Genomic DNA, 22,179 nt, shown 5'->3' with positions numbered 1-22,179 from the left:
CCTCCTTGACATGGTATAGGTAATCACAAGCATTATGGAGTTCAAACCTCTTGTGAGATGCAGCTTATTAATGTCGGGACAAAATCACACCGTCGTTATTGTTATAACGTTCTGTTGCTTCCTTGACGACGTCACTTCCCCCTTTCTGCAGCCATTCCTCCACCACCTTCGGATAGTCGGAAATCGGCTTTTTTCCGTATACCATATTGATCACATGCGTCAATATAACTGGTGGCAATTTATCTCCACCTGGGGTGATGTCCGGGTTTTTCTGATAGCCTTTTACTTGCGGTTCAAATTGAATCCCGTCGCGTCCCTCATTCGCAAGTACTGTGTCGTAGAGCTTCATCAAATCTTTTCCTTCGGGTGTGAGACTAAGCGCACCTTTATTGTAGGTAGTATCCTGTACGAACCACAGCAGGATTTGACGGAACGTTTCTTCATCAACTTCATCAGCTGTTTTCGGTCTGTTATAGTTAATATTTCCGTTCTCTACAGTGTAGTTTTCCCCTTCAATTCCGAAGGTAAAAAACATCTCCGCTTCGTCACTAACCATCCAGTTGAAAAACTTGACGATCCCGGCAGGGTCTTTCGCATTCTTGTTAATTAAATACGCTCGCGGCACCGTACCGACAAGACGAAGTCCCCCCTTACCGTCTGGCCCTGTGGGCGAGGCGATCAGCTTCATTTTACCAGTAGGCACCTGTTCTCTTAGCTGCTGATCCCATTGGATCAACAGGTTCGCATTCATGTTCCAGATGCCCGCCTTGCCTGCAAGAATATCGTTCTTAAATTTCGTGGGATTAATTGTGACGAATTCCTTGTTGATCAGTCCTTCGTCGAACATTGTCTTGTACGTTTGGATCGTCTTTTGCATATTTTCGATATTCATAAATTTCGGGACAATTTGATCCCCTTGTTTCATAAAGAAATTAGCAAAGGTATCGTAAGATCCGAAGAACATATCCGAATATACAAAGTCCTCCCGGCCCATATAAGGATTCTCCACACCCAGCTTCTTAAAAGCACGCATGACATTCAGGAAGTCATCTACTGTTTTAGGCTCTGGCAGCCCTGTTTGTTCCAAAAGATCCGCACGAATCCAAGTTGCCCGGCGTGACGGATTGGACAGCCATTCCGGAATCGCATAGATATTACCTTTGGCATCGGTCTCCTTCTCCCATGCCTCCTTCGGAACTTTCTTGAGAAGATCCTGCCCATACTGCTCAAGCAATTCATTTAGGGGCATGAATACTCCGGCCTCCACGGAACCTGCCAACTGAGGGTTCGTCAGCCCAGAGCTTGCTTGCACGACATCCGGAATGTCGTTGATCGCGAACATTTGAATCATTTGCGAATCAAAATTTTTCTGCTGCATCAAACGGATGTTAAGATCTGTATTTGTAAGTTCCTCCAGCTTTTTGACCCATTTGTCATCATTGATATTCGGATGATTGTCTGCATACGAAATGTTTCCGCTCCGGAACGATATGGAGAAAGCAGTGGTTTTTTCCGGACTCTCCCCTGCTTGTTCTTCTCCCCCCTTATTAGAAGAGGAACATCCATTCATAGAGACGGCTAATAATGAAACTCCCACCATGACCATGGTAAGCATCCAACGCTTCATTTCCATCAACTCCCTATTATAAAATTGGGGACACTTCAGTAGAATGACTAGAAGTTCGGAGGGGTTCGATCATGGGCCGCAACAGCTTGGCTAAATGCTCGCTCATTAGCGTGTGTCCATAATCGGAAGGATGAATCAGATCGGAGGTCAGCGAGGTAAGATCGCGCATGACTGATGCGCCATCCAGCAGATGTAGTTGTGGATGTTTATTGCTTTCACAGTAACGAAGCAGCACTTCGTTAAAAACCGCCTCTTGGACATGAAGAAGATGGCCTGTATCAAGAAAATACGTTGCACGATTCGGATAAATCGTAGTAACGAACACAGGTTTGTCAGGATGATTTTTGATAACCCGGTCCAGCATGTAAGACACTCTACGCTTGAATTCCTCGGGAGACACTACAGCACGCATATTGACACCAAGTTCCAGAAACAGAAAATTCCAATCCTCACGTTCAGCCAGATGATCGGCAACTACGTCCTCGCAATAACAAGATCCGCTAAGCGCAAGATTTAGCACATCCACACCAAGTCTGCGCGCTGTCTGCTGTAAGTAACCATTGAAATGATGCGTGGATCCCGCGCTCTGGCTGATGGAAGATCCATAGGCGAGCATCGTAAGCTTCGGTACCTCTTCCGGTCTAGGCGCACGTACTTCACAACCAAAAGCATCCACATCGTAGTAAACAGCTCCGAAACGATCAAAATGCAAACGCCATACGTTAGAGGAAAATCCAGACTGATTCAGCCGCTTACTTGATACCTCTGTAAAACGTTCCGGCTCCTCCAAGTGCAGAGTGGTTACCGTACCCGCCTGCAGAAAATGCTGAGAATGAAAAAAATCCCCTCTGCATACCACAACGCGGCCGTTATTATCATTCGATCCGACAGTGACCCTAACATGCTTGGATTCGGTGACAAACCGCAATTCACAGCCGTTCGATTGTATAGCTTTGGTTCTTCCTTTCTCTGACAAGCCATTGCGCACATGCTGCGGAAAACGCTGGAGATGCAATCCAGATTGATAGGGTTTATGAACCAGCTCCGAAACATTGTGAAAATAAACGCCTTCCTTTTCCATCTTTGCAGCTACACCACCTTAATAAAATCGAGTTCGCGTTAACTCATATCTGACTTCTATTGCATCATATAATAACAACAAAAGCATAGTCAACAAGTTTTTATGTTTATTATGAGTCATATATGAGTCAACTCTTGTGCAACAAACAAATACTTCAACATAACAAAAAGCACAGATTCAGAATTGAACCTGTGCCGGGATTTTCACATAAACTTTCAGTCCTCAAGAGTGCTGAGTCTCCTGATTTACCGCATTCAATATTTCCTCAAGCCTGCGGCATAACTCGTCGTTGTCCAGTAGACCTGAAACAAACATCATGATATCACGTTGAATCTCTTTCAACTGGAGGTTGCTCAAACCCAGCTCTGTAACCAGACGATAGGTAGGGAAGATCTCACGATAAAGCTGAAAACGGGCCGGACGATAACCCACTTCCTCACCTTCCCAATCCATCACCAAACGGTTGGCTGCAATATTCAGCGTCTTGCGCCTAATGATCAGTTGTGCCTCATGTGAGGTGAGAAAATCAACGAGCAGCATGGATGCATCCTTATTCTGTGATTTGCTGTTAACCGCCAGTCCATTTATAATCAGCAGCGTATCAGCATTTTGCAGCCGCGGCAATGGAGCAATATCGAATGCCAAATCGGATTGACGCAATTGATTCAAGAAGTAATAGGTCGTCATTATCATGGACACTTTGCCTTGCAAGAACAAGGCTTCCGCATCCGCATCGCTCTCAGACAATACAGCTGGAAATACATCTTTCATGCCTATCAGCTTTCGGATGGTTCCTAAACTGTCGAGTAGCTTTGAGCCGCTGAACCGGTATTTCCCTTCGTCATCCTGTTCTGCCGCAAACGTTGTGCCGCTTTGAAGCAGGAACAACGGCCACCGGTTACGAGAAGGCAAATAAAAATAAAAACCGTACCAGTCATGACCTTCAGCTACCTTTCGACCATTAGCAAACAAATCGTCCCAGGTCCAGCTACTGTCTGGTGGTGATACGCCGGCTTCCTTAAAGTGCTGTTTATTATAACAAAGCACGACTGGAGAATAAATGAAGGGGCGAACGCGATTACGGTCACCATACCGGAACGGGTCGGAAAGAAAACGATACGTGTCCGGCTGTTCCTCCATCGGCTCCAGCAGCTCCGTACAGCCTTGCTCCAAAAAATCCTGATAATTGTTATTATTCATCAGTACGACATCCATGATTTCCGACTGCAAATATTCCTTCAAAGATGTCGAGTAGTTTCCTGAAGACAACTCGAGCGGCTGAACGTCGATATGCGGATAGCGTTTACCGAACTCATTCAGTAGCTCTTGCATCTCTACAAGCTTGGAGATGGTGTTCACATATCCGAACTTGATCGTCGTTCTGCCTTCCTCTACGGGAGGAATTATCCGATTGCCAACACGCGGAATTTTCTCAATTAAGCCTTCATCCACCAGCACCTTGAGCCCGTTGCGCACAGAAGCGTTGCTAAGTCCGAAGCGCACCTCTAAGTCGCTTTCTGAAGGAAGATAACTGCCGATCGCTATACTTCCCGAATGAATTTCATGTCGCAAGGTTTGAATCATTTCCTCTAGCCTGATACGGAAAAATTTTCTGCTATTCCTTTTCTGCATTGGGTTTCCTCGCCATCTTCCGATTAATCGAGCCCATAGGGACAAGTTTATATAGTATTCATCATACTGAAATCCTTTGGGAACGACAAGTATCGGAGTCTGGCCCCATATAGCGTATGTTCTGCACCCACGGTGTCATAAAGAGCGGTCAATACACCGTAATCCTCTTAATACCCCATATAACTCTCCAAACCGGCTGGATCTATAATGAGCATTTGCTTGTTTCCGATTAGCTCAATAAGACCTGAATCTTCAAACCTTGAGAATTTTCTGCTAATAGTTTCGCGGGTGACCCCAACATAACTGGCCAGCTCTTCACGAGACAACGGAAGGTCAATATGAATATGAGTGCCACGCTGCTTACCATATTTGTCGCTGAGTTCCATGATCATATAAGCAATTCGTATTTCGGGATCTTTGGTCGCCAGGCTTTGCGCCAGATTTTCCGTATGGGCTAGTCTTTTGGTCACACTCTTCAGTAGTCTGAGCGAAATATCCGGATTATCCCTCATCAGCTGCTCCATATCCGTTCGGGTCAGCATGCAAATGTTAGTGTCTTTCAGAGCATAAGCACTGAAGTTACTCAGCTCATCGCTGTTAAAAATGCTCAGTTCTCCGAAAAAGTCTCCATTCGTCAAGATGTGCAAAATTTGTTCCTTGCCCTCAGGAGTTGTTTTGGATAATTTAACATGCCCTCGCTGAATAATGTACAGCGTATCTGACGGCGCCCCTTCCAGAATTAAAGGTTGACCTTTAGTAAACTTACGATGCTTGATCATAGCGCTGATCCGGGAGAGATCGTCATCGCTTAACGCAGCAAAAATAGGCACCTTGCGGGTACAAGGTTCAGCAGCGTATTGGCAAGAATACTCCTTCATAACTGTCCCCCCTGTTGTTCATTTTTTTGTACAACTCCTACTTTCCTTTAGGATACAGAAGTTTTTTTATCTTCAACCGGCGCAAAATGACTGGTATCTTCACCGCATACCGGACAGACCCAATCTTCAGGCAAATCTTCAAATGCAGTGCCTGCAACAACATCCTCATCGGGATCGCCTAATGCCGGATCATAGATATAACCACAGGGTAGACAAATGTATTTTTTCATCTTTATCATCTCCTAAAAAGTTAATAGTTTAGTTCAACCTGGTTTGTACTTCAGCCATAATCTCCTCGATGCTACTCCCGTTAACATCGATCCCCTCAAGGGAGATGCCATACTCTACAGCGGTTTTATACCCAAGAGAAGCAGCTGCACCTTGCCAGGATATCGCACCGATCATTGTGTTATCTTTCACATAGATACGCGTATACGCCCCATTGTCATCTCCGCTTACCGCCGTATCGCAACACTGTTCATCCACGTTGCCTATCGAAAATAAAGAGATACCAAAGGCGGTAAACAAGGTAACCGGAACAGCTCTACGATACGCCGTCAGATTGGCGACCATATTACTGCCGGCAATCCTGCCCTGCTCAATCGCTCCGCCCCACAGTCCTTCCACATACCCGTTAATTTCAGCCACATCTCCGGCTGCATACACATGCGGATCATTTGTTTGCATTTGTTCATTTACGATAATGCCCTGCCGGACTTGAATATTCGAGCCACTTACCAGTTTCGTATTCGGTACAATACCAATAGAGTAGACTACATGGTCACAGGAAAAATGAGATTGGTCGTGCAGCGTAATTCCGGTAACATACTCAGTTCCTGTTATAGACGCTACATCAGCTCGAAGAATAACCTTCACACCTGCTTGTTCAAGGTTCTCTTTAAGGAGCTGTGAGGATTTCTCATCAAGCTGTCTGCCCATCAACCGGTGAAAAGCTTCGATCACCGTTACCTGATATCCAGCTTCATGCAGCGCCCAAGCGGTTTCGATTCCCTGCACTCCCCCACCGATTACGGCTACATGGCTGCCATCCTGCAGGTTTTCTTTCAATCTGTCCGCGTCGTTCATATCCCGGAGGGTATGAACATTGTTCAGGGCGAAGCCCTCAAGGGAGAGTGCACGATTCTTCGCTCCCATACACAATAAAAGCTTATGATAAGAAACACTCTGCCCATCTTCTGTCACAACTATTTGCCGGTCCGGGTGGACAGAACGGATTCGGGTCGAGGTTTTTACGGAGATACGGTTATCGCGGTACCATTTTTCCTTTTTAATCAGCACCTTCTCACTGTGCAGGTCGGTAAACAGCCCCTTGGTCAGCTTAATCCGGTTATAGGGCAGTTGACTTTCCTCCCCGAGGATCGAAATTTCCGATTCTGCGTCTTGATCACGGATGGCTTTGGCGGCATGGACGGCGGCTACTCCTCCGCCAACAATAACGTAATGTTTTGTCATCCTATGTTCCTCCTCCCTAAAATGAACTCAGCAGCAAATCCGAAACAAATTCAGCCGCATTTTTAATTTTTTGAACTTTCTCAGGCTCTTTCGGGGAAAATCTGATTCGTACAGGGAACTCTACATGTGTCATCCCCGTGGTTTTAATAACCTCAGATGTGCTTTGCACCGTCATGTTTGTTCCATTCAGATAATCCTGAATGACTTCAATGGCTTCACCACTCCAGCCGTAGGAGCCAAAGGCTGCAGCAAGTTTACCTTCCAGATTCATATTGTGCAATTCTTTCAGAATGTTCTCCAGGTTCCCAATCATGTCCGCGTATTTAGTGGAGCTGCCAATAAAGACCGCGTCCGCTGACGTTATGCTGTTCAGAATATCAGTGGCACTACTTTTATCTGCATCCCAGACCTCTGTCTCTATATTATTTTCCTGCAAGCAATCCTGTATGATTTTGGCCATCTTCTTGGTACTGTTTTTGATGGTGGTATATACGATGGTTGCCTTTTTTCCTTGCGTTGTTTCACGGCTCAATGTGGCGTACATCCCGATATATTTACGTATGTCCTTCCGGATCACAAATCCATGGGAAGGAGCGATCATCCGGATCTCAAGATCCTTAACAGCCTCTAACAGGGTTCTTACATATCTTCTGTGAGGATGAATAATTGCTGCGTAATAGCCCTCGAAATCTTCCGTAATATCAAACCCGGCTTCATCGCTGAATAGATTCTCCACCGCAACATGCGTGCTGAAAATATCACAAGGAAATAAGATTTGATCTTCGATACAATAGGTGATCATCGTTTCTGCGGTATGGAGATACGGTGTTTCTTTAAACAGCAGCGTTTTCCCGCCAATATCCAGCTTATCTCCGTCTTTAACCACCAGGAAGTTCCGGCTATGAAGCTTGTACATTTCCTGCAATTCGGGAACAGCAATCTCGGTGCATACGATCGTGGCATTTGCAGCCTTGGCAGCGAGAGCTGCCAGTCCACCAGAGTGATCAGGCTCTGTATGATTAATTACAATGTAATGGATATCTAGAAGATCAATCATTTCACCCAGACACTCGGCATATTCACGTCCGAATTCCATATCTACGGTATCAATGACAGTTGGCTTACCTGTTTTTAATAAATAAGAATTATAGGTAGTTCCTTTTGCCAGAATCAGGCGGTGAAATGGAACCTGGCGGTTATCGATTTTGCCTATCCAGTAAGTATCCTCGGCGATTTTTTTGAATTGTGTACTCATTTCTTTAACCTCCAATGTTTGATTGATAATGTTTATCAACAACCTTATTTTATTATGGCTGCCAAACAAAAAAGAGGATTTGAATCAAATTATAAAAGTTTGAAAAAAATGAATACCTTAAATTTAGACGATCTAAATAAAGTGATTATGCGTTGGGTCACATTTTAAATAAAAAGCCACACAAATGTTTGCACTTCGCCTTAAAGAAAGAATAACCCCTAACAACTTTATGCCATATCCTAATGAAAATAATAAAAAGGTGGATATCCATGACTGAAATACAAATAGCTGCTGTGGGAGATCTAATGGTCAAACGTTATATTATTTCGGATGCTAAACAGCCTGACGGAACCTATTCGTTCAGCCCCCTGTTTGCAAAAGTAGCTCCTTATCTGAATCAGGCTGATTTGACGATTGGCAATCTCGAAACCACCTTTGCTGGAAGCGGCCCCGAATGCCGGAAAAGCCCCCGATCAGGCGGTCCGATATTCAAATGTCCAGACGAACTGGCCCCTGCACTTAAGGAAGCCGGATTCGACGTATTAGTAACGGCCAACAATCATTGCATGGATTATGGTGCCCCGGGTCTGGTTCGGACGTTACGAGTTCTGGACCGTAATGGAATCGACCACACGGGAACAGCTAAATCATTAGAAGAATCCAAGAGAACGCTTATTAAAAACGTCAAAGGAATTACGATTGGCATCCTCTCCTACACAGCAGGAACCAACCGAATTCCTGTACCAGTGAGTAAGCCATGGCTGGTTAACCGGATATCTACGCCCAAGATCATTCGGGAGATTCGAGATTTAAAAAAGAAAGTCGATCTAGTCTTGCTTTATCTGCATTTCGGAAGCGAATATCGTTACACTCCAAACAAGAGGCAAAAAGAGCTGGTCAATCTCTTTTTTAAAAATGGCGCCGACATCATACTGGGGTCTCACCCACATGTTCTTCAACCGTTAGCGCTTCGTGGAAAAAAACAATTCGTTATTTACTCATTGGGGAATTTTGTTTCTACTAAACTAATGAATATTCCTTATACACAAAGCGGTATCATTCTTACGCTTAAAATAAAGAAGGATGAAAAAGGACACACGAGTATAACTAACGTAGGTTACATCCCGACTTGTGTAGATCGAAGAATAAAAAGCGGCAGGAAAATTACAGAGATCATCCCCATCCGCGACGCATTAAAGAGAAGCGACACCGACATAAAAACAGAACGGCGAAATCTCATGAATCGAATGTTGAAACATACGACAACAATCTTAAAGAGGGAATAGAGTCGTTACAGAAAAATAACGTTCCGCGGAATTTACCGCGGAACGTTATAGATTTAGACCTCAAAACTGTGTTTGGGTTTAGCGTAAACGATCAGGCATCATTAATTTAAGGAATTCTAGAATACCATTCTCTACTACAAGTTCTTCTCTATCTTGATCAGCAAGTACTCTTCTGATGAGATCTTCTTTACCCTCCAGTACTTTACTTGTCCAATGAGGATCAATGATAAGAGACCGTCCTACTGCTACTAATTCAGCATTTGTCAACGTGTCCTCTGCGTCCTGTTTGGTACGGATATCTCCTACCCCAATTAAAGGTATACGGCCTTTGATTTTCTCATGCACATATTGCAGGATTGATTTTTCTTTAAAATCTTCTGATGCAGATACTTTCTTGAAGTCCCCTAATGAAATATGCAGATAATCCAGCTTTTTATCAGCTAATTTATCAATGAGATAAAAGGTATCGGTGATTTTAATTCCAGGCTCTTCATATTCTTCTGGAGAAAAACGATAACCGACAATAAAATCCTTAACCTTTGAATTGTCAACAACAGCAATAACTGCATCCACTAATTGGTTAATGAAATTAAATCTTTTTTCTAAGCTTCCTCCCCATTGATCTTCACGACGGTTGGAGTGTGGAGAGAAGAATTGTTGGATTAAATATGTGTTTGCTCCATGAATTTCTACCCCGTCAAATCCAGCTTGAATAGCACGTTGAGTCGCTTTTTTAAAATCCTCAGTTACACCGAAAATTTCATCTTCTGTTAATGCTCTTGGAATTTCTGCATTCGGGCGTTCAGCAGCAATGGCGCTGGAGGAAACGGGTTGTACGCCACGCAATATTTTTGAATCTGTCATTCTTCCTGCATGGAATAGCTGTAAAATAGCCTTTGTTCCATTTCGTTTAATAGTAGATGCTAATCGGCTGAGGCTAGGAATAAATTCATCGGAGGAAACACTAAGTTCACCTTCCCATCCTTTTCCACCCTCTTGTACATTTGCTGCCGCAGTGATGACCGCACCTACTTCGCCCGTTCTTAGCGAATAGTATTTCAATTCATCTTGTGTTACTACACCGTCATAAAAGCTCATTCGCGTGGTCATTGGAGCCATAACCACTCGGTTTTTTAATGTCAGCCCTCTGCGAAAAGTTAATGCTGTGTCTAGTGCTATCATCTTTTTCCCAACTTTCATTAAATTATATTTAGATAAAATATTATATACATGCGCATACATATAAATTACAGCAATGATTTATTCTTGTCAACTAATAAAGAACTGCTATTGAATACAACAAAAAGCGCTGTTCATTGGAACAGCGCTTTTTGCTCGATATGAATGGTCCTTATTATTCTAGTTCGGCCGGTTTTACAATGGCTGCACCTTTATTATTTTTGGAATATTTAGCTTCGATTTTCGTGGTGTATGTATCTTTGGCTCCATCACTTACCAGCACATAACTCAGATCGACTGTCAGCTTTTCCGTTTGCCAGGTCTTAGTATTGACGAATAATTTCCACGTTACGCTTTTGGGTTGAACTGTCTCTCCATCCCAGAGGTTCTCCTGGTCATAGAGTTTGATTATCCCCTTAGCTGCTGTCGGATCGGTTACCGTGAATTGTAAGACTGTTTGTGCGCCAGCAGTGCTGACTTTCATGGATTTTTTATAACTTTTGACCGAATCAAGCATGGAAACAGGATCGTATTGGCCTTTAGAGTAAAAGGCATCCCATTCCGTTTTCTCCAGTCCAAGCCAATATTGTGCATCAGGATCGATTGGCTCCCCGTCATCGTCGTAACCTTCATCTTCAGATTCATCGATCAGTTCACTTCCGTCTACAAGATAGTAAAACTCCTTGTCATTGGCATATAGACTGTACGATGTTTCTAAAAGACTACTAGCGACAGTGCCTGCTGCGGCAAAATTCGGCAGACGGTTGATATCCAGCTTCAGAGTGTTGGTGTTGCTGATACGCACCCCGCCGCTTTGAATATCCTGTTTTTTGGTCACATCCAGATGGAAATTCTTTATTGCTTTGGAGGCTGCCGTTACTTTGCTGATCATCTGATCCGCGGTTACTACTGTTGAGGTAGCTGCTGACACTACTCCTGGATTAGACATCCATCCGATCGTTCCGGACAGCAATAAAGCACCTACTGCCAAACTAGTACCTATTGTTTTGAAAAAACTGTTCATGTACTTCCCCTTTCGGCCCCTTGCGATAATGTAACGCCGTATAGGTCGAAATAATAAAAGAGCTCAAAATAGACTACATATTCTTAGAGCTATCCTTTATGCTTCATAAGACATCCCTATGGCGGCCTGGCGATCATTTCCTTCTGTCGAAAGGTTTTAGACCCATGGCTTTGTGTCATCATCTTTCGATGATTTTACCTTTAACGCGGACATTCAATTAGTTTTAATAGATTACGGACGCATGTCCCACCGCTAATTTTATCATGGTTATAATTACCTGTAAACGACTTATCTTCCATTCGAATTCGCTATGATACTCAGAAGAAATACTACAATCAAAATGAAAAATGAACGATTACATACGCTTATAAGTCTTATTAATGAGAACAGTAAAGACAGGGGGTGCAGCAAAATGAGTGACCGGGAAATTTTCGAGCTCTATAAAGAACAAGTATATTATTTTTGTTACTACTTAATGAAAAATCAGGCAGATGCGGAGGATATTTCCCAAGAGGTATTTGTAAAAATTATCTTAGCGGATAAGTCGAAGGTAAGAAACTTGAAAGCTTGGATTTTACGAATTGCTTCGAATGAGTGCAACAGTGTGATCAAAAGGCGTAAGACGGGGTGGATGAAAGAAGTACGTAATTATTTACTATCCAGGTCTGAGGAATCAAACCCTGTAGAAAAACGTTTGGATCGACAGGAAACTAAAAAAGAATTACAAGGGTTATACAGTCAGCTTCCTGACAAAATCAGAATGGTAGTAGTCCTTCGTTTTATAAACGAATTGACTGTACCCGAGATCTCTAAAGTTATGAGCATACCCGAAGGAACTGTAAAATCCAGACTGAACAAGGGACTTAAAATACTAAATAGAATGGGTGGAACCCAACTAAAGGAGCTGAATAGTAATGAGTCTGTATATTGAAAAAGATAAACATATTCCCCGACCGGATTATGATTTGATGTGGACTGCCATAGAACAAGAAGCATATACACGTCAAAGAAATCAGCATGCCTCCCAGAATACTCCTAGGTCTAATAAAAAGGTTATTCCTATCAGTATTGTCTTCTCTTGCCTCTTACTTGTAGCCATTCCTGTATTCGCTAGTATGACGATTAATTGGGATAAAATTGGTGGTCGAAGTGTGAGCAATGCATTAAATAACGGCATCGGTCAACAGTATAATCTTCAAACTTCCAGTTCAGGAGTAACAATGAATTTGAACGGTGTTGTAACTGATGGAGAAAAAATGAAAATGCTGTTATCACTTGATACTAAATCTGATCTATCCAAATATACTGGATTTGCTACAGAGGAAAACATCATGACTAGTGAATCCGGTGCCAAGGCAAAGGTATACGGTTATTTAGAATACGATCCTGAAAGCCAGAAACTCATTGGAGTATATGAGACACCTGATACATTAAAGGATGATAAAAAGGACTATAGGTTTGAAGCACGGAATCTCATTTTTTACAGTGATCGGAATATTCCCTTACAATCTAATCATCAAGCAGGGGATACTATCAATACTGGAGTTAAGCAATATCCAAGCCTTCAAATCGAATCCGTTCGATATGTTTCCAATCAAACCATTATCCGTTACAAAGTCGCTGCATCACCATCTGACTTAGGACGGGGTAATCCACATTTGGTAGTTAGTACTGGTGGTCAAAAGAATGAAGCAATTCCAACCATCATGCCTAACGAAGGATCGGATTTATTTATTGAACAGGTTTTCAATATAACTGAATCAGATTGGAAGGAAGCTAGTCTTCATTTTAGTTACATTGAAGAAGCGAAACGATTTTCAGGTACGTGGAAGTTCGATTTTAAAGCAGATGGACAAAAAGCAAGTGAGGCGATTTACACTAAGAAACTGTATAACAGTCCTGAATTTCAAGAAAAGACCGGCATAACCTTAGATCAGCTAGTGGTTACCCCTTTGGATATCCAAATTCTAATAGATGAAAATGATTCGCTTAAAAAAGGAATTGCCCACTATAATACCGCTCAGTTGGTTATAGGTGATCAAACAATCACTGGGGGTTGGAATTTGAAAGGAGATCATTCCGAAAGCTACCAGCATTTATTTCAATTCGAATCTCCGGAATGGTATAACGACTGGTCCGATGTTCCAATGAAACTTATATTAAAGGATGCTGTCATTGAGAAACGTGATACTACTAAGAATTGGATCACTATAAACAAACCTAAAGAAGAAAAGCAGTTCACTTCACTTGATGTCGATGGGTTAAAAATTGAATTCACTTACTATACTGAGGGCGAAAATTTGATTGTCGAATCAACATCCAAATCTTCTGGCTTCAAAAGCGTTAACCAAACTACGTTACGGATTAATGGCAAAGAAGTGGTGCCTGAAATTACACCTAAGGGCATGATATCTACAGGAACTAATATTGATAGCTACAAAGATATCCCTTTCGACGAAAAAATCGAACTGAACCCTGGTATCTATAAATATAGCGATCCTAGCCGGAACGAGGAAATTAAACTTTAATACAGGAAGTTAATCTATGTCCCGCCCTTTCTAGTTAATCCTAAGGGCGGGTTATTTTTGGATAGAATCATTTCTGTTTATGTTTCTCTTTTATTTCCTTCACAACAAAAAAAGCATAAAACGGACTCAAGTCCGCTTTATGCTTTCCATTATTAAGATAAACAATATTTAACCAGCGCATCTCGCACACCATGCTCGTTGTTAGACCCCGTGACAGCATTCGCTGCCGCTTTGACCTCAACCGGAGAATTATCCATCGCAACGCCCATACCCGCGTATGTAAGCATAGAAATATCATTAAAATAATTACCGATCGAAAGAACTTCCTCTTGCGGAATTCCCAGCTTCACAGCCAGATTCTTTAAGGCGTTGCCCTTGGAGGCTTCCGGATGCATCAAGTCAACGAAAAATTCACCACTGCGCAAAATATTGTACTCATGGGTCCAAGTACGCCATTCACGTTCAGCTTCGTCAAGGATTTCTGGTTGTGTAAATACAGTAAACTTAACAACCGGTTCACGGAAATCTTCCCATGCTGGCAGTGTAGCCGGCACGATACGGAAGTGTTCATACATATAATTGGCTTCTTTGGTCAGGTTTTCTACATTATCTACATACATATCAAAAGCCGTATTCACATCATAATGAATATCATGCTTTCTACAATAATCAATATAAGGGTCAAGACCACGAGCATCCATACCGTATTGATGCAGCACTTCCCGATCTTTCACACGAACCGTAGCAGCTCCATTATGACCCAGCACATAACCAGACAGCCCCATTTCCTCCATAAAAGGAATCGAGTTCTGCGGACTGCGGCCGGTACATAACACGATCTGCCCGCCAAGACGCGTAACCTCAGCAATGGCTTCTTTATTCTCAGTGCTCAAGTGGTGATCATCATTCAACAGCGTACCATCTACATCTAGTGCAATCAGTTTGTATCTCATACTCCCACCATCCTTGTCTTTCTTTTTCTATATATATTGAACCTGGCTATTTGAGTTAAGTTTCAGTCGCAACTGCGGTTAATATTTGGACTTCCAGCCGCTGTTGTTTCCAGATTTCTTGATTTATACCGTTTACTAGTGGTTGAAATCCGGAAACAAAGGCGGTCGCTATCGCTTTTACAGTTCCAAATTTCCCCTCCGCCACTCCATTCCCTTATCCCAAGTTTCCAAATTCAATTTACATACCATTTTTTCTCTATATTATTGTTCTAATGCTTCTGTACTTATGAGTGCCAGTTCCTCTAGCGTAAGTTCACGACTAGCTCCCAGTGGCAGGCTTTCGTCCAGCTTCAATTCTCCCATAGATACTCGTTTCAGAAAAGTGACTTTTTTGCCGACAGCTTGGAACATTCGCTTCACCTGGTGAAACTTTCCTTCTGTGATGATCAGCGAAATATGTGAGATTACTTTACTGCCGCGTTCTCTTCCCAATATAGTTAGCTGTGCAGGTAAAGTAACATATCCATCTTCCAGCTCAACACCTGCCGCAAAAGCCGCTACATCGTCTGCATCTACGTCTCCCTCAACTGTAGCTTCATACGTCTTAGGGACATGCTTGCGTGGCGATAGTAGCTCGTGAGCAAGCTTTCCATCATTCGTGAGCAGAAGCAGCCCTACTGTGTCCTTATCTAACCTACCTACAGGAAAAGGTTCAAACTGTACATATTCCTGCTTTAAAAGATCCAGAACGGTCCGATCCCGCTTGTCCTCTGTTGCCGACAGGACTCCCGGTGGCTTATTCATCATAAGATAAATAAATTCACGATAGGTAACAAGCTCGCCGCCAACCACAATTTTATCGTGATACGGGTCTACATGAAATCCACTATCCTTGACGACTGCACCATTCACGGTAATTAAACCTTGCTTGGCTTGTTTACGAATATCGCTGCGTGATCCTACCCCCATATGGGACAATACTTTATCTAAACGCTGCTTTTTTGCAGTTTTCCCTGATAGGCTCATTCTTACATCCACCTCCAGCCTGCGGGATATTCATTCTTGAGCACACCGTCCTGCCACTTCCCCCAGCCTGCACTATAACCATCTATGCAGACCAGTACGTATCCTTTTTGGGTAGTTCCTATTTTAATAGAGAGACGTTCTTGACTAATCAACAATGTCTCTCCTTTAAGATAGGAAATAGCTTCATTACTCGTACTGGAAAGTGAGACACTTCGGCAGCTCTCTTCAGGGTGTAACGCGGTAGCCATTGGATGTCCTGGGATAAATCTGCCGTTACGGACATGTCCTACATACCATCCTGGACGAATCGCCTTTAATCCATTTAATCTTTCCTTAGGTAGTGGGGAGATGTACAGATGATCACCGAAGAAAATCGGATACCCTTTTGGCTCCCAGCCAAGCTGGTCTTTTATAAAATCTCCATATGCAGCCAAGGCTTGCTCTTCTCCTGAACCTTGACGTCCACGTTCAGCGCCAGCAGCAGATTTATTAGAGAACTTACCTTCTTTCCCTCGTCTGGCTTCTGGTTTGTTTGCGGATTTAATATGAGCAGTGCCTTTTTTATTCGTATTCCGTGTAACTGCACTCAACTTAACTTCGGCTTGATCACGTTCCTCTGCAGATACCTTTGGCCCCACATGTTGCAGCACAGCCATGAAATGTCCTTCACCTTTTACTTTATGCGGCCATAGTCTTGCTGTCCCTGATAGTTCTCCAAAACCAGGAGCAAATGAGCCAGTGCCTCCAACTGTAATCACCGAAAACTGTGGATGTTCAGAAATAAACTCCGCTATAATTTCTTCATTTTCTTCTGTAGCAAATGTACAGGTTGAATAGACAAGTGTACCTCCCGGTGCCAACGCTGTTGCAGCAGAACGTAAAATATCCCGCTGCATGGCAGCATATTTGGCAGGTGTACCTGAATCCCACTGCTTCACCATGTCTTCATCTTTACGGAACATCCCTTCACCTGAGCAAGGAGCATCAATCAAGATTTTGTCAAAATAAAGCGGGAATGCCGCTGCAATATGATCTGGACTTTCGTTTAGTACGATACCGTTGCGCACCCCATATAGCTCTAGATTTTTGGCTAAGGCTTTCGTGCGTTCTGGATGAAGATCATTGGTAACCAACAAGCCTTCTCCTGAGAGCTTGGCAGAAATCTGTGTGGATTTGCCCCCAGGTGCAGCGCATAAATCAAGGACACGATCTCCTGGCTGTACATCAAGCAGTTCCACAGGTGCCATAGCGCTTGGCTCTTGAATGTAATACAATCCCGCGTGATAATGTGGATGTTTACCTGGTCTGGCCCCATCCTCTGTATAGAATCCGGTTGGACACCACGGAATGGGTTCCAGCTCTAAAGTGGAAAGAGCTTGCAATTTCTCCACTGAAATTTTCAAGGTATTAACACGAACGCCTCCGTTAGGGGTCTCCTTGTACGAATCCGCAAATTGATTATAATCCGTTCCCAGCAAGTCCATCATACGCTCGCTGAAAGAACTGGGCAGTTGTGCCGCCATGATGCCGTCCTCCTGATAGTACTGCTAAAATTTAGGTGTTTAAAGATTCAAGGAACACCCTTACGGGTGTTCCTTTGGCAATACTCATTTATAGAGGATCATTATTTACGATGAGAAGAGGTCGGTCTTTGAGGACCTCGTCGTTGAGGATTATTCGGTGTGATCACCTCAGCCGCAGAGTTCACTTCATCCGCTAGACCTTGATCAATGATTTCTATAGTCAGATCATAATAAGAAAATGGCTGCTGCTCACACGACTCCATGCGGCGAACATAATCCTTCACTTCCACCACTAGCTTAGCCAAATTAATGCCGAGTGTCACTGCTGAATATTCTTCCAGCTTGGCAGCAGCCCCGCTTAGCATAATCGTTGCACCACGCATATTATTATTACGGCAATGGTACAACCCAACAGCTACTTGGAGAAGTGCTTTGTACAATGGGTCGCGTTGCTTGGCAAGCCATAGCTCTTCGAGCACCTCGTGACATTCGAAATAATCCCGGTCACGATTAAAGTACACTAGATACGCCAAATACAACGGATCATAAGCCATCCGGCAAACTATCCTTTTTAGCTGCGGAGAGAAGTCCCCGTACATGATCCAGAAGCTCCTTCATCGCTTCCATGTCCTGAGCCTGCCATATTTCGTTAAATCGAGCCTGAGTATCTATAGCCTCATTCACCAAATGATAGAAATACAATTGATGAATAGATTTGAGAATTTGAGTCGTCATATTCGAGTTTTCCTCGAAGGTCTTTTGCGCTTCCAGGATTTCATCACGAATACTGGACATTTCGCTGTCCAAGATGGAGGCTGCTTCAGCTGCGGTTTTCAGGCGCACTCGCATTTCATCCGGCAAGCTTTCCCGATATTTATAATTCAGAGAGTGCTCTATGGTTGCCCAGAAATTCATAGCTAGTGTACGAATTTGAATCTCTGCGAGCACTATTTTTTGTCCCAGAGCTGTCTGCACAGGATATTTAATAATCATATGAAAGCTGCGATAACCGCTCTCTTTATAATTGGTGATGTAATCCTTCTCATACAGGACTTCAAGATCCTTACGAGCCCGGATATATTCGGCCACTCTGCGGATATCCTCCACAAACTGGCACATAATCCGGATCCCGGCTATATCTTCAATGCCTGTCTCCAGATCCTCCATCTTCACATTCAGGCGCTTAGCCTTCTCCAAAATGCTTGACAGCCGCTTTACACGACCAGTTACGAATTCAATCGGCGTGTATTCCTCTCTTTTCTTCAACTCCGAACGCATTGTTTTGAATTTAACTTTCAATTCTTCCACAGTCTGTTCATATGGAAGCAAAAAAGTTCCCCAGTCCCTGCCGTCCATCGCCTTCGTCCTCCTGTCCTTTCGACTCCTTCAATCAGTGATGATCAGCACCCACTGCTTCAGAGATATGACTGAATCCGTCCCGCCGTAAGAGCTGCCGTAATCCGGCATGCAGCCTGCGGTTAACCTCCGGTCCTTCGTAGATGAGTGCTGTATAAATTTCGACCAGACTTGCGCCTGCTCTTATCTTGTCATACGCATCCTGACTGGTGAATATGCCCCCTGAACCTATGATCGGCATCTTCCCTTCAGTCTGGCGATAAATCCTACGAATGATTTCCGTTGACCGGTCACGAAGTGGCTTACCGCTTAATCCACCTGTCTCATTAGCCTTTTCATGACTAAGTCCATCCCGGTTCAATGTAGTATTCGTAGCAATAATACCATCCATACCAGCTTCTGTCAGTGATTGAACCATATACTCCAACTCAGAGTCACTTACATCTGGAGCAATCTTAACCAACAAGCTCTTATTCATGCCTGTGGCCTTACGCTGAATCTCCATTTCTTCCTTTACTTGTGCCAGCAGGAACGCTAATTCACTGCCATGCTGGAGACTGCGCAGCCCCGGTGTATTTGGTGAGCTGATATTGACCACAAAAAAATCACCGTACGGATAAAGCGTACGGATACACTGACGATAATCTTCATGAGCCGCTTCATTACTAGTTATTTTATTCCGTCCAATATTTACTGCTATTGGAACTCTGCGATTTTTTAATTTTTTTAGACGCTCTGCCATAGCGTCAGCCCCTTCGTTATTGAAGCCCATACGATTGATCAGAGCTTCATCAGAGGGAAGACGGAACAAACGCGGGCTATCATTACCCGGTTGACCCTTAGGGGTAACCGTCCCCACTTCCATAAATCCGAATCCGATCGAAGAGAATCCAGAAACGGCCTCGGCATTCTTATCCAAGCCTGCTGCCAGTCCAACTGGAGTCGGAAAATGTATGCCAAACAGATCAACTGCTAAATCTGCCGTTTCAGGAACGCCATACATTAAACGCAATGCCGCGCTTCCCCCTGGAACTGATGATGATTTATCCAATCCACCTATGACGAGATGGTGAGCCTTCTCAGGGTCCAGCTTAAAGAAAATTGGTTTACCAAAATTACGATACAACACCGTTCTCGCTCCTTAAGGGGTACTTCACTAATCCACGTGTCTACCCGATTCTGTAGGTTTCTTCTTAATTTTAGCCTTTTCTTGAACAAAAGAAAAGCATTTTACCCTGTAAGTGTGCAGAGAGCTTAACCCAAAGTATAGTAATTTTCTTGTAAACGCATTACAATATAGGGGTAATCAGCGATTAAGAGAGAAAGAAGGTATGCTGGATGTCAACTAAACGTAAACCACCAACTTTGCAGCAAAAGAAAGAAGAAGTTAATCGTAAAGCGCTAATGTGGATCGGCGTAAGTTTAACTTTACTAATTCTTCTCATCATCGTTCTGTTTATAGTTGCCGGGAACTAATTCAGCCAGTGGTATACTTTGTGGGGGTTGGTCTGATCATACGGAGCAGCAGGGTTGAAGCGTTTCGCCGGCAGCAGCTGCTTGTCAGGCAGAACCCCTTTACTAATCACCACTTTTGTTCCTTTTGGAATCATAGCGAATAGTTCTTCCACATCTTCTCGACTCATCCGAATACAGCCAAGGGATTCATCCTTGCCGACACTTTCTGGCTCATTGGTGCCATGAATAGCATAATTACTATCTGAAAGTTGTAGTCCGCGGCTTCCGAACTCCCCATTATCATGACCGTTTGGATTGACCACTTTATCTGTAATGATGAAATTGCCTTCCGGAGTCTTGTCTCCCCCAAGCCCTACCTCATAATTTCGTAGAATAACAGAGCCGCTGACTACTGCCAAGCGGTGTTTTTGTTTATCCACAATCACTCTAAGCGGCTGGTCAAAAAAAGGAACGCCCTTTCCACTACTTCCACTCTCGCTTAACGCCGTCGGTATGCCCATTCCCGCCTCAGCAGTTGAGCTTGGAGGCTCACCCGCAACTTCCGGTGTACCCAGTGCCTTAGCAGTTGCTATTTCCTTAAGAGATTTGAACTCACGTTTCATAACTGGTGTCGTCCCGCCAATCCAATTTTCCGGAAAAGGTCTGGTCAATTCCGCCAGAGAAGCCGGAAGCTTGCCTTTATGATTCTGATAAGACCTCATTGCACTCCATAATGTAGCTAGCTCCTCTTGATCCCCCTGCCACTTAGCTGCATCCACCGCAAGTTCCCCTTGCTCTGGCGGTTCGCATGCACATGCCGCTGGATCATAGGATTGGTATACCAACCGTCCGTTCCCATTCTTCTGCAGTGTGGAATTAAGCGGAAGCTTCTCTTTCCACAGCAGCCACTTCCCTTCCCGCTCCATGCCCAAAATAGCAGCTTGAAACGGTTCCTCGCGCATTAGCATAGTTGCCATCAGCTTCCCTGACGAAGCAGAAGCTCCACTCTCTTGCGCTGTATACATCATTTTTCGTGCCTCTAGAACGGGTTCCTTCTTAACATCTTTTTGATCAAGCGGATCTTTAACTTCAGAAGTAACCGTGTCTTGGACCGTATCCTGATCTCCCGCAATATCTAGACCCGGAGCCACAGCCGATGGCACCATAACCAGTAATAGAAGCATCAGCCCAAGCATAATGTAGCGGAATCTTTGCTGCCTTCGGTCCCGCTGGCGGCTTGCCTGAAGCAGCCCTTCCTCATATTCCCGTAGCGTTTCCGCAGGCACCTTACTATGCTCGAAAGCTTCATATACTTCTCCAGCCTGATTGAAGCAATAGTTAGCTTTCCCCTGTTGACCGTTCTTATAGTATTCCTTACCCAGCAAGTACCATGCCATCTTATTGTCTGGATGCATCTGTACATATGCTTTGAGGTGCTGAGAATTTTTCATCGGAACCTCCGAATTTTATAATTCCTTCCTACATTAATATCGGTCAGACATCGCAAAAAAGACATCCCTAGCTGAACAAAAGTTCGCAGGAGATGTCTTTATGTTGTGCTAGAAGTTACAAAATCCCGGCTAATTAGCCCTCTTTGTTAAAAGGCTCATCCGCAATTTTAATAGAGTCGGTTGGGCATCCATCACAAGAATCCTGGAGATCATCAAACAAATCATCCGGAATCGCTGTGATGCCGTGGTTTCCGTCATTTTCATAAATAACTTCTGCCAAACCTTCGTCATCGTAATCAAAAATATCAGGAGCCGTTGCGCCACATGCACCGCAAGCGATACAAGTGTCTTTTTCGACCCAAGTGTACTTAGCCATTTTATCTCTGCCTCCCGTTGAACAATACAGCGCTGTTGTACCAGCGTCTTATATTTTCTCATATTAATATAAAAAG

The 22,179-nt window shown here is 43.7% G+C and carries 21 protein-coding genes and 1 riboswitch; of the genes, 4 read left to right on the top strand and 17 right to left on the bottom strand.

The genetic code is table 11. The features are described from left to right. Positions 1-67: 67 nt before the first annotated feature. The 7 genes from MHI25_RS11160 to MHI25_RS11130 form a co-directional block, all read right to left on the bottom strand. A complete protein-coding gene (locus MHI25_RS11160) occupies positions 68-1,627 on the bottom strand; it encodes an extracellular solute-binding protein (RefSeq protein WP_340395411.1) in 1,560 nt (519 codons plus the stop codon). Between the two features lie 16 nt (positions 1,628-1,643). Beyond that, entirely contained in the window at positions 1,644-2,708 is a 1,065-nt protein-coding gene (locus tag MHI25_RS11155) for a GDSL-type esterase/lipase family protein (protein WP_340395410.1), read from the bottom strand. A 222-nt stretch (positions 2,709-2,930) separates the two neighbouring features. Continuing rightward, the gene (locus MHI25_RS11150) at positions 2,931-4,340 is read right to left on the bottom strand and encodes an extracellular solute-binding protein (RefSeq protein ID WP_340395409.1); all 1,410 of its coding nucleotides are present in this window, start codon (positions 4,338-4,340) and stop codon (positions 2,931-2,933) included. 167 nt (positions 4,341-4,507) lie between these two features. Continuing rightward, a complete protein-coding gene (locus MHI25_RS11145) occupies positions 4,508-5,218 on the bottom strand; it encodes a Crp/Fnr family transcriptional regulator (protein WP_051491610.1) in 711 nt (236 codons plus the stop codon). 47 nt (positions 5,219-5,265) lie between these two features. Next, positions 5,266-5,448: a rubredoxin gene (gene rd, locus MHI25_RS11140; protein WP_076130123.1), complete on the bottom strand. Its 183-nt coding sequence runs from the start codon at positions 5,446-5,448 to the stop codon at positions 5,266-5,268. 28 nt (positions 5,449-5,476) lie between these two features. Then, positions 5,477-6,691, bottom strand: a complete 1,215-nt coding sequence (locus tag MHI25_RS11135) for an FAD-dependent oxidoreductase (RefSeq protein WP_248549254.1) — start codon at positions 6,689-6,691, stop codon at positions 5,477-5,479. 16 nt (positions 6,692-6,707) lie between these two features. After that, on the bottom strand, positions 6,708-7,946 hold the full coding sequence (locus tag MHI25_RS11130; RefSeq protein WP_036689344.1) for an FprA family A-type flavoprotein: 1,239 nt from the start codon (positions 7,944-7,946) through the stop codon (positions 6,708-6,710). A gap of 269 nt (positions 7,947-8,215) precedes the next feature. Here MHI25_RS11130 and MHI25_RS11125 point away from each other — a divergent pair, with 269 nt between their 5' ends. Then, positions 8,216-9,232 (top strand): CapA family protein, encoded by a 1,017-nt coding sequence (locus MHI25_RS11125; RefSeq protein ID WP_076305902.1) that lies wholly within the window; start codon positions 8,216-8,218, stop codon positions 9,230-9,232. A gap of 78 nt (positions 9,233-9,310) precedes the next feature. On the opposite strand, the gene MHI25_RS11120 is transcribed toward MHI25_RS11125, so the two are convergent. Together MHI25_RS11120 and MHI25_RS11115 are read right to left on the bottom strand one after the other, a co-directional pair. Then, entirely contained in the window at positions 9,311-10,432 is a 1,122-nt protein-coding gene (locus MHI25_RS11120) for an NADH-dependent flavin oxidoreductase (RefSeq protein WP_340395408.1), read from the bottom strand. A gap of 154 nt (positions 10,433-10,586) precedes the next feature. Next, positions 10,587-11,435 (bottom strand): DUF6612 family protein, encoded by an 849-nt coding sequence (locus tag MHI25_RS11115; protein ID WP_076186691.1) that lies wholly within the window; start codon positions 11,433-11,435, stop codon positions 10,587-10,589. Positions 11,436-11,552: 117 nt separating this feature from the next. After that, a riboswitch (cyclic di-GMP riboswitch) is annotated at positions 11,553-11,644 on the bottom strand. A 203-nt stretch (positions 11,645-11,847) separates the two neighbouring features. On the opposite strand from MHI25_RS11115, the gene MHI25_RS11110 reads away from it, so the two are divergent. Both MHI25_RS11110 and MHI25_RS11105 read left to right on the top strand, forming a co-directional pair. Further along, entirely contained in the window at positions 11,848-12,366 is a 519-nt protein-coding gene (locus MHI25_RS11110) for an RNA polymerase sigma factor (RefSeq protein ID WP_340395407.1), read from the top strand. After that, on the top strand, positions 12,350-13,963 hold the full coding sequence (locus tag MHI25_RS11105; protein WP_340395406.1) for a DUF4179 domain-containing protein: 1,614 nt from the start codon (positions 12,350-12,352) through the stop codon (positions 13,961-13,963). The genes MHI25_RS11110 and MHI25_RS11105 overlap by 17 nt, the downstream gene beginning before the upstream one ends. A 152-nt stretch (positions 13,964-14,115) precedes the next feature. On the opposite strand, the gene MHI25_RS11100 is transcribed toward MHI25_RS11105, so the two are convergent. From MHI25_RS11100 to MHI25_RS11075, 6 genes are all read right to left on the bottom strand, one after another. Continuing rightward, a complete protein-coding gene (locus MHI25_RS11100) occupies positions 14,116-14,916 on the bottom strand; it encodes a Cof-type HAD-IIB family hydrolase (RefSeq protein WP_036689337.1) in 801 nt (266 codons plus the stop codon). Between the two features lie 261 nt (positions 14,917-15,177). After that, positions 15,178-15,942 (bottom strand): pseudouridine synthase, encoded by a 765-nt coding sequence (locus MHI25_RS11095; RefSeq protein WP_340395405.1) that lies wholly within the window; start codon positions 15,940-15,942, stop codon positions 15,178-15,180. Positions 15,943-15,944: 2 nt separating this feature from the next. Further along, entirely contained in the window at positions 15,945-17,465 is a 1,521-nt protein-coding gene (locus MHI25_RS11090; protein WP_076140926.1) for an RsmB/NOP family class I SAM-dependent RNA methyltransferase, read from the bottom strand. Positions 17,466-17,566: 101 nt separating this feature from the next. After that, positions 17,567-18,019, bottom strand: a complete 453-nt coding sequence (locus MHI25_RS11085; RefSeq protein WP_076130116.1) for a DUF309 domain-containing protein — start codon at positions 18,017-18,019, stop codon at positions 17,567-17,569. Continuing rightward, the gene (locus MHI25_RS11080) at positions 18,009-18,821 is read right to left on the bottom strand and encodes a GTP pyrophosphokinase family protein (protein WP_036689325.1); all 813 of its coding nucleotides are present in this window, start codon (positions 18,819-18,821) and stop codon (positions 18,009-18,011) included. Before MHI25_RS11080 ends, MHI25_RS11085 begins: the two co-directional genes overlap by 11 nt. A gap of 34 nt (positions 18,822-18,855) precedes the next feature. Continuing rightward, on the bottom strand, positions 18,856-19,950 hold the full coding sequence (locus tag MHI25_RS11075; RefSeq protein ID WP_036689322.1) for a quinone-dependent dihydroorotate dehydrogenase: 1,095 nt from the start codon (positions 19,948-19,950) through the stop codon (positions 18,856-18,858). A gap of 209 nt (positions 19,951-20,159) precedes the next feature. Here MHI25_RS11075 and MHI25_RS11070 point away from each other — a divergent pair, with 209 nt between their 5' ends. Then, complete coding sequence (locus MHI25_RS11070; RefSeq protein ID WP_167348489.1) at positions 20,160-20,297, top strand: hypothetical protein; 138 nt, start codon at positions 20,160-20,162, stop codon at positions 20,295-20,297. Here MHI25_RS11070 and MHI25_RS11065 read toward each other — a convergent pair. Next, entirely contained in the window at positions 20,294-21,727 is a 1,434-nt protein-coding gene (locus MHI25_RS11065) for a L,D-transpeptidase (RefSeq protein ID WP_340395404.1), read from the bottom strand. The genes MHI25_RS11070 and MHI25_RS11065 overlap by 4 nt on opposite strands. Positions 21,728-21,860: 133 nt before the next feature. Further along, the gene (locus MHI25_RS11060) at positions 21,861-22,103 is read right to left on the bottom strand and encodes a ferredoxin (protein WP_036689316.1); all 243 of its coding nucleotides are present in this window, start codon (positions 22,101-22,103) and stop codon (positions 21,861-21,863) included. Positions 22,104-22,179 lie beyond the last annotated feature (76 nt).

The organism is Paenibacillus sp. FSL E2-0177 (assembly GCF_037992975.1).
In the GTDB taxonomy this organism is placed as follows: domain Bacteria; phylum Bacillota; class Bacilli; order Paenibacillales; family Paenibacillaceae; genus Paenibacillus_AQ; species Paenibacillus_AQ odorifer.
The sequence above is the reverse complement of the archived record's forward strand: the minus strand, read 5'-3'. Positions and strand labels throughout refer to the sequence as shown.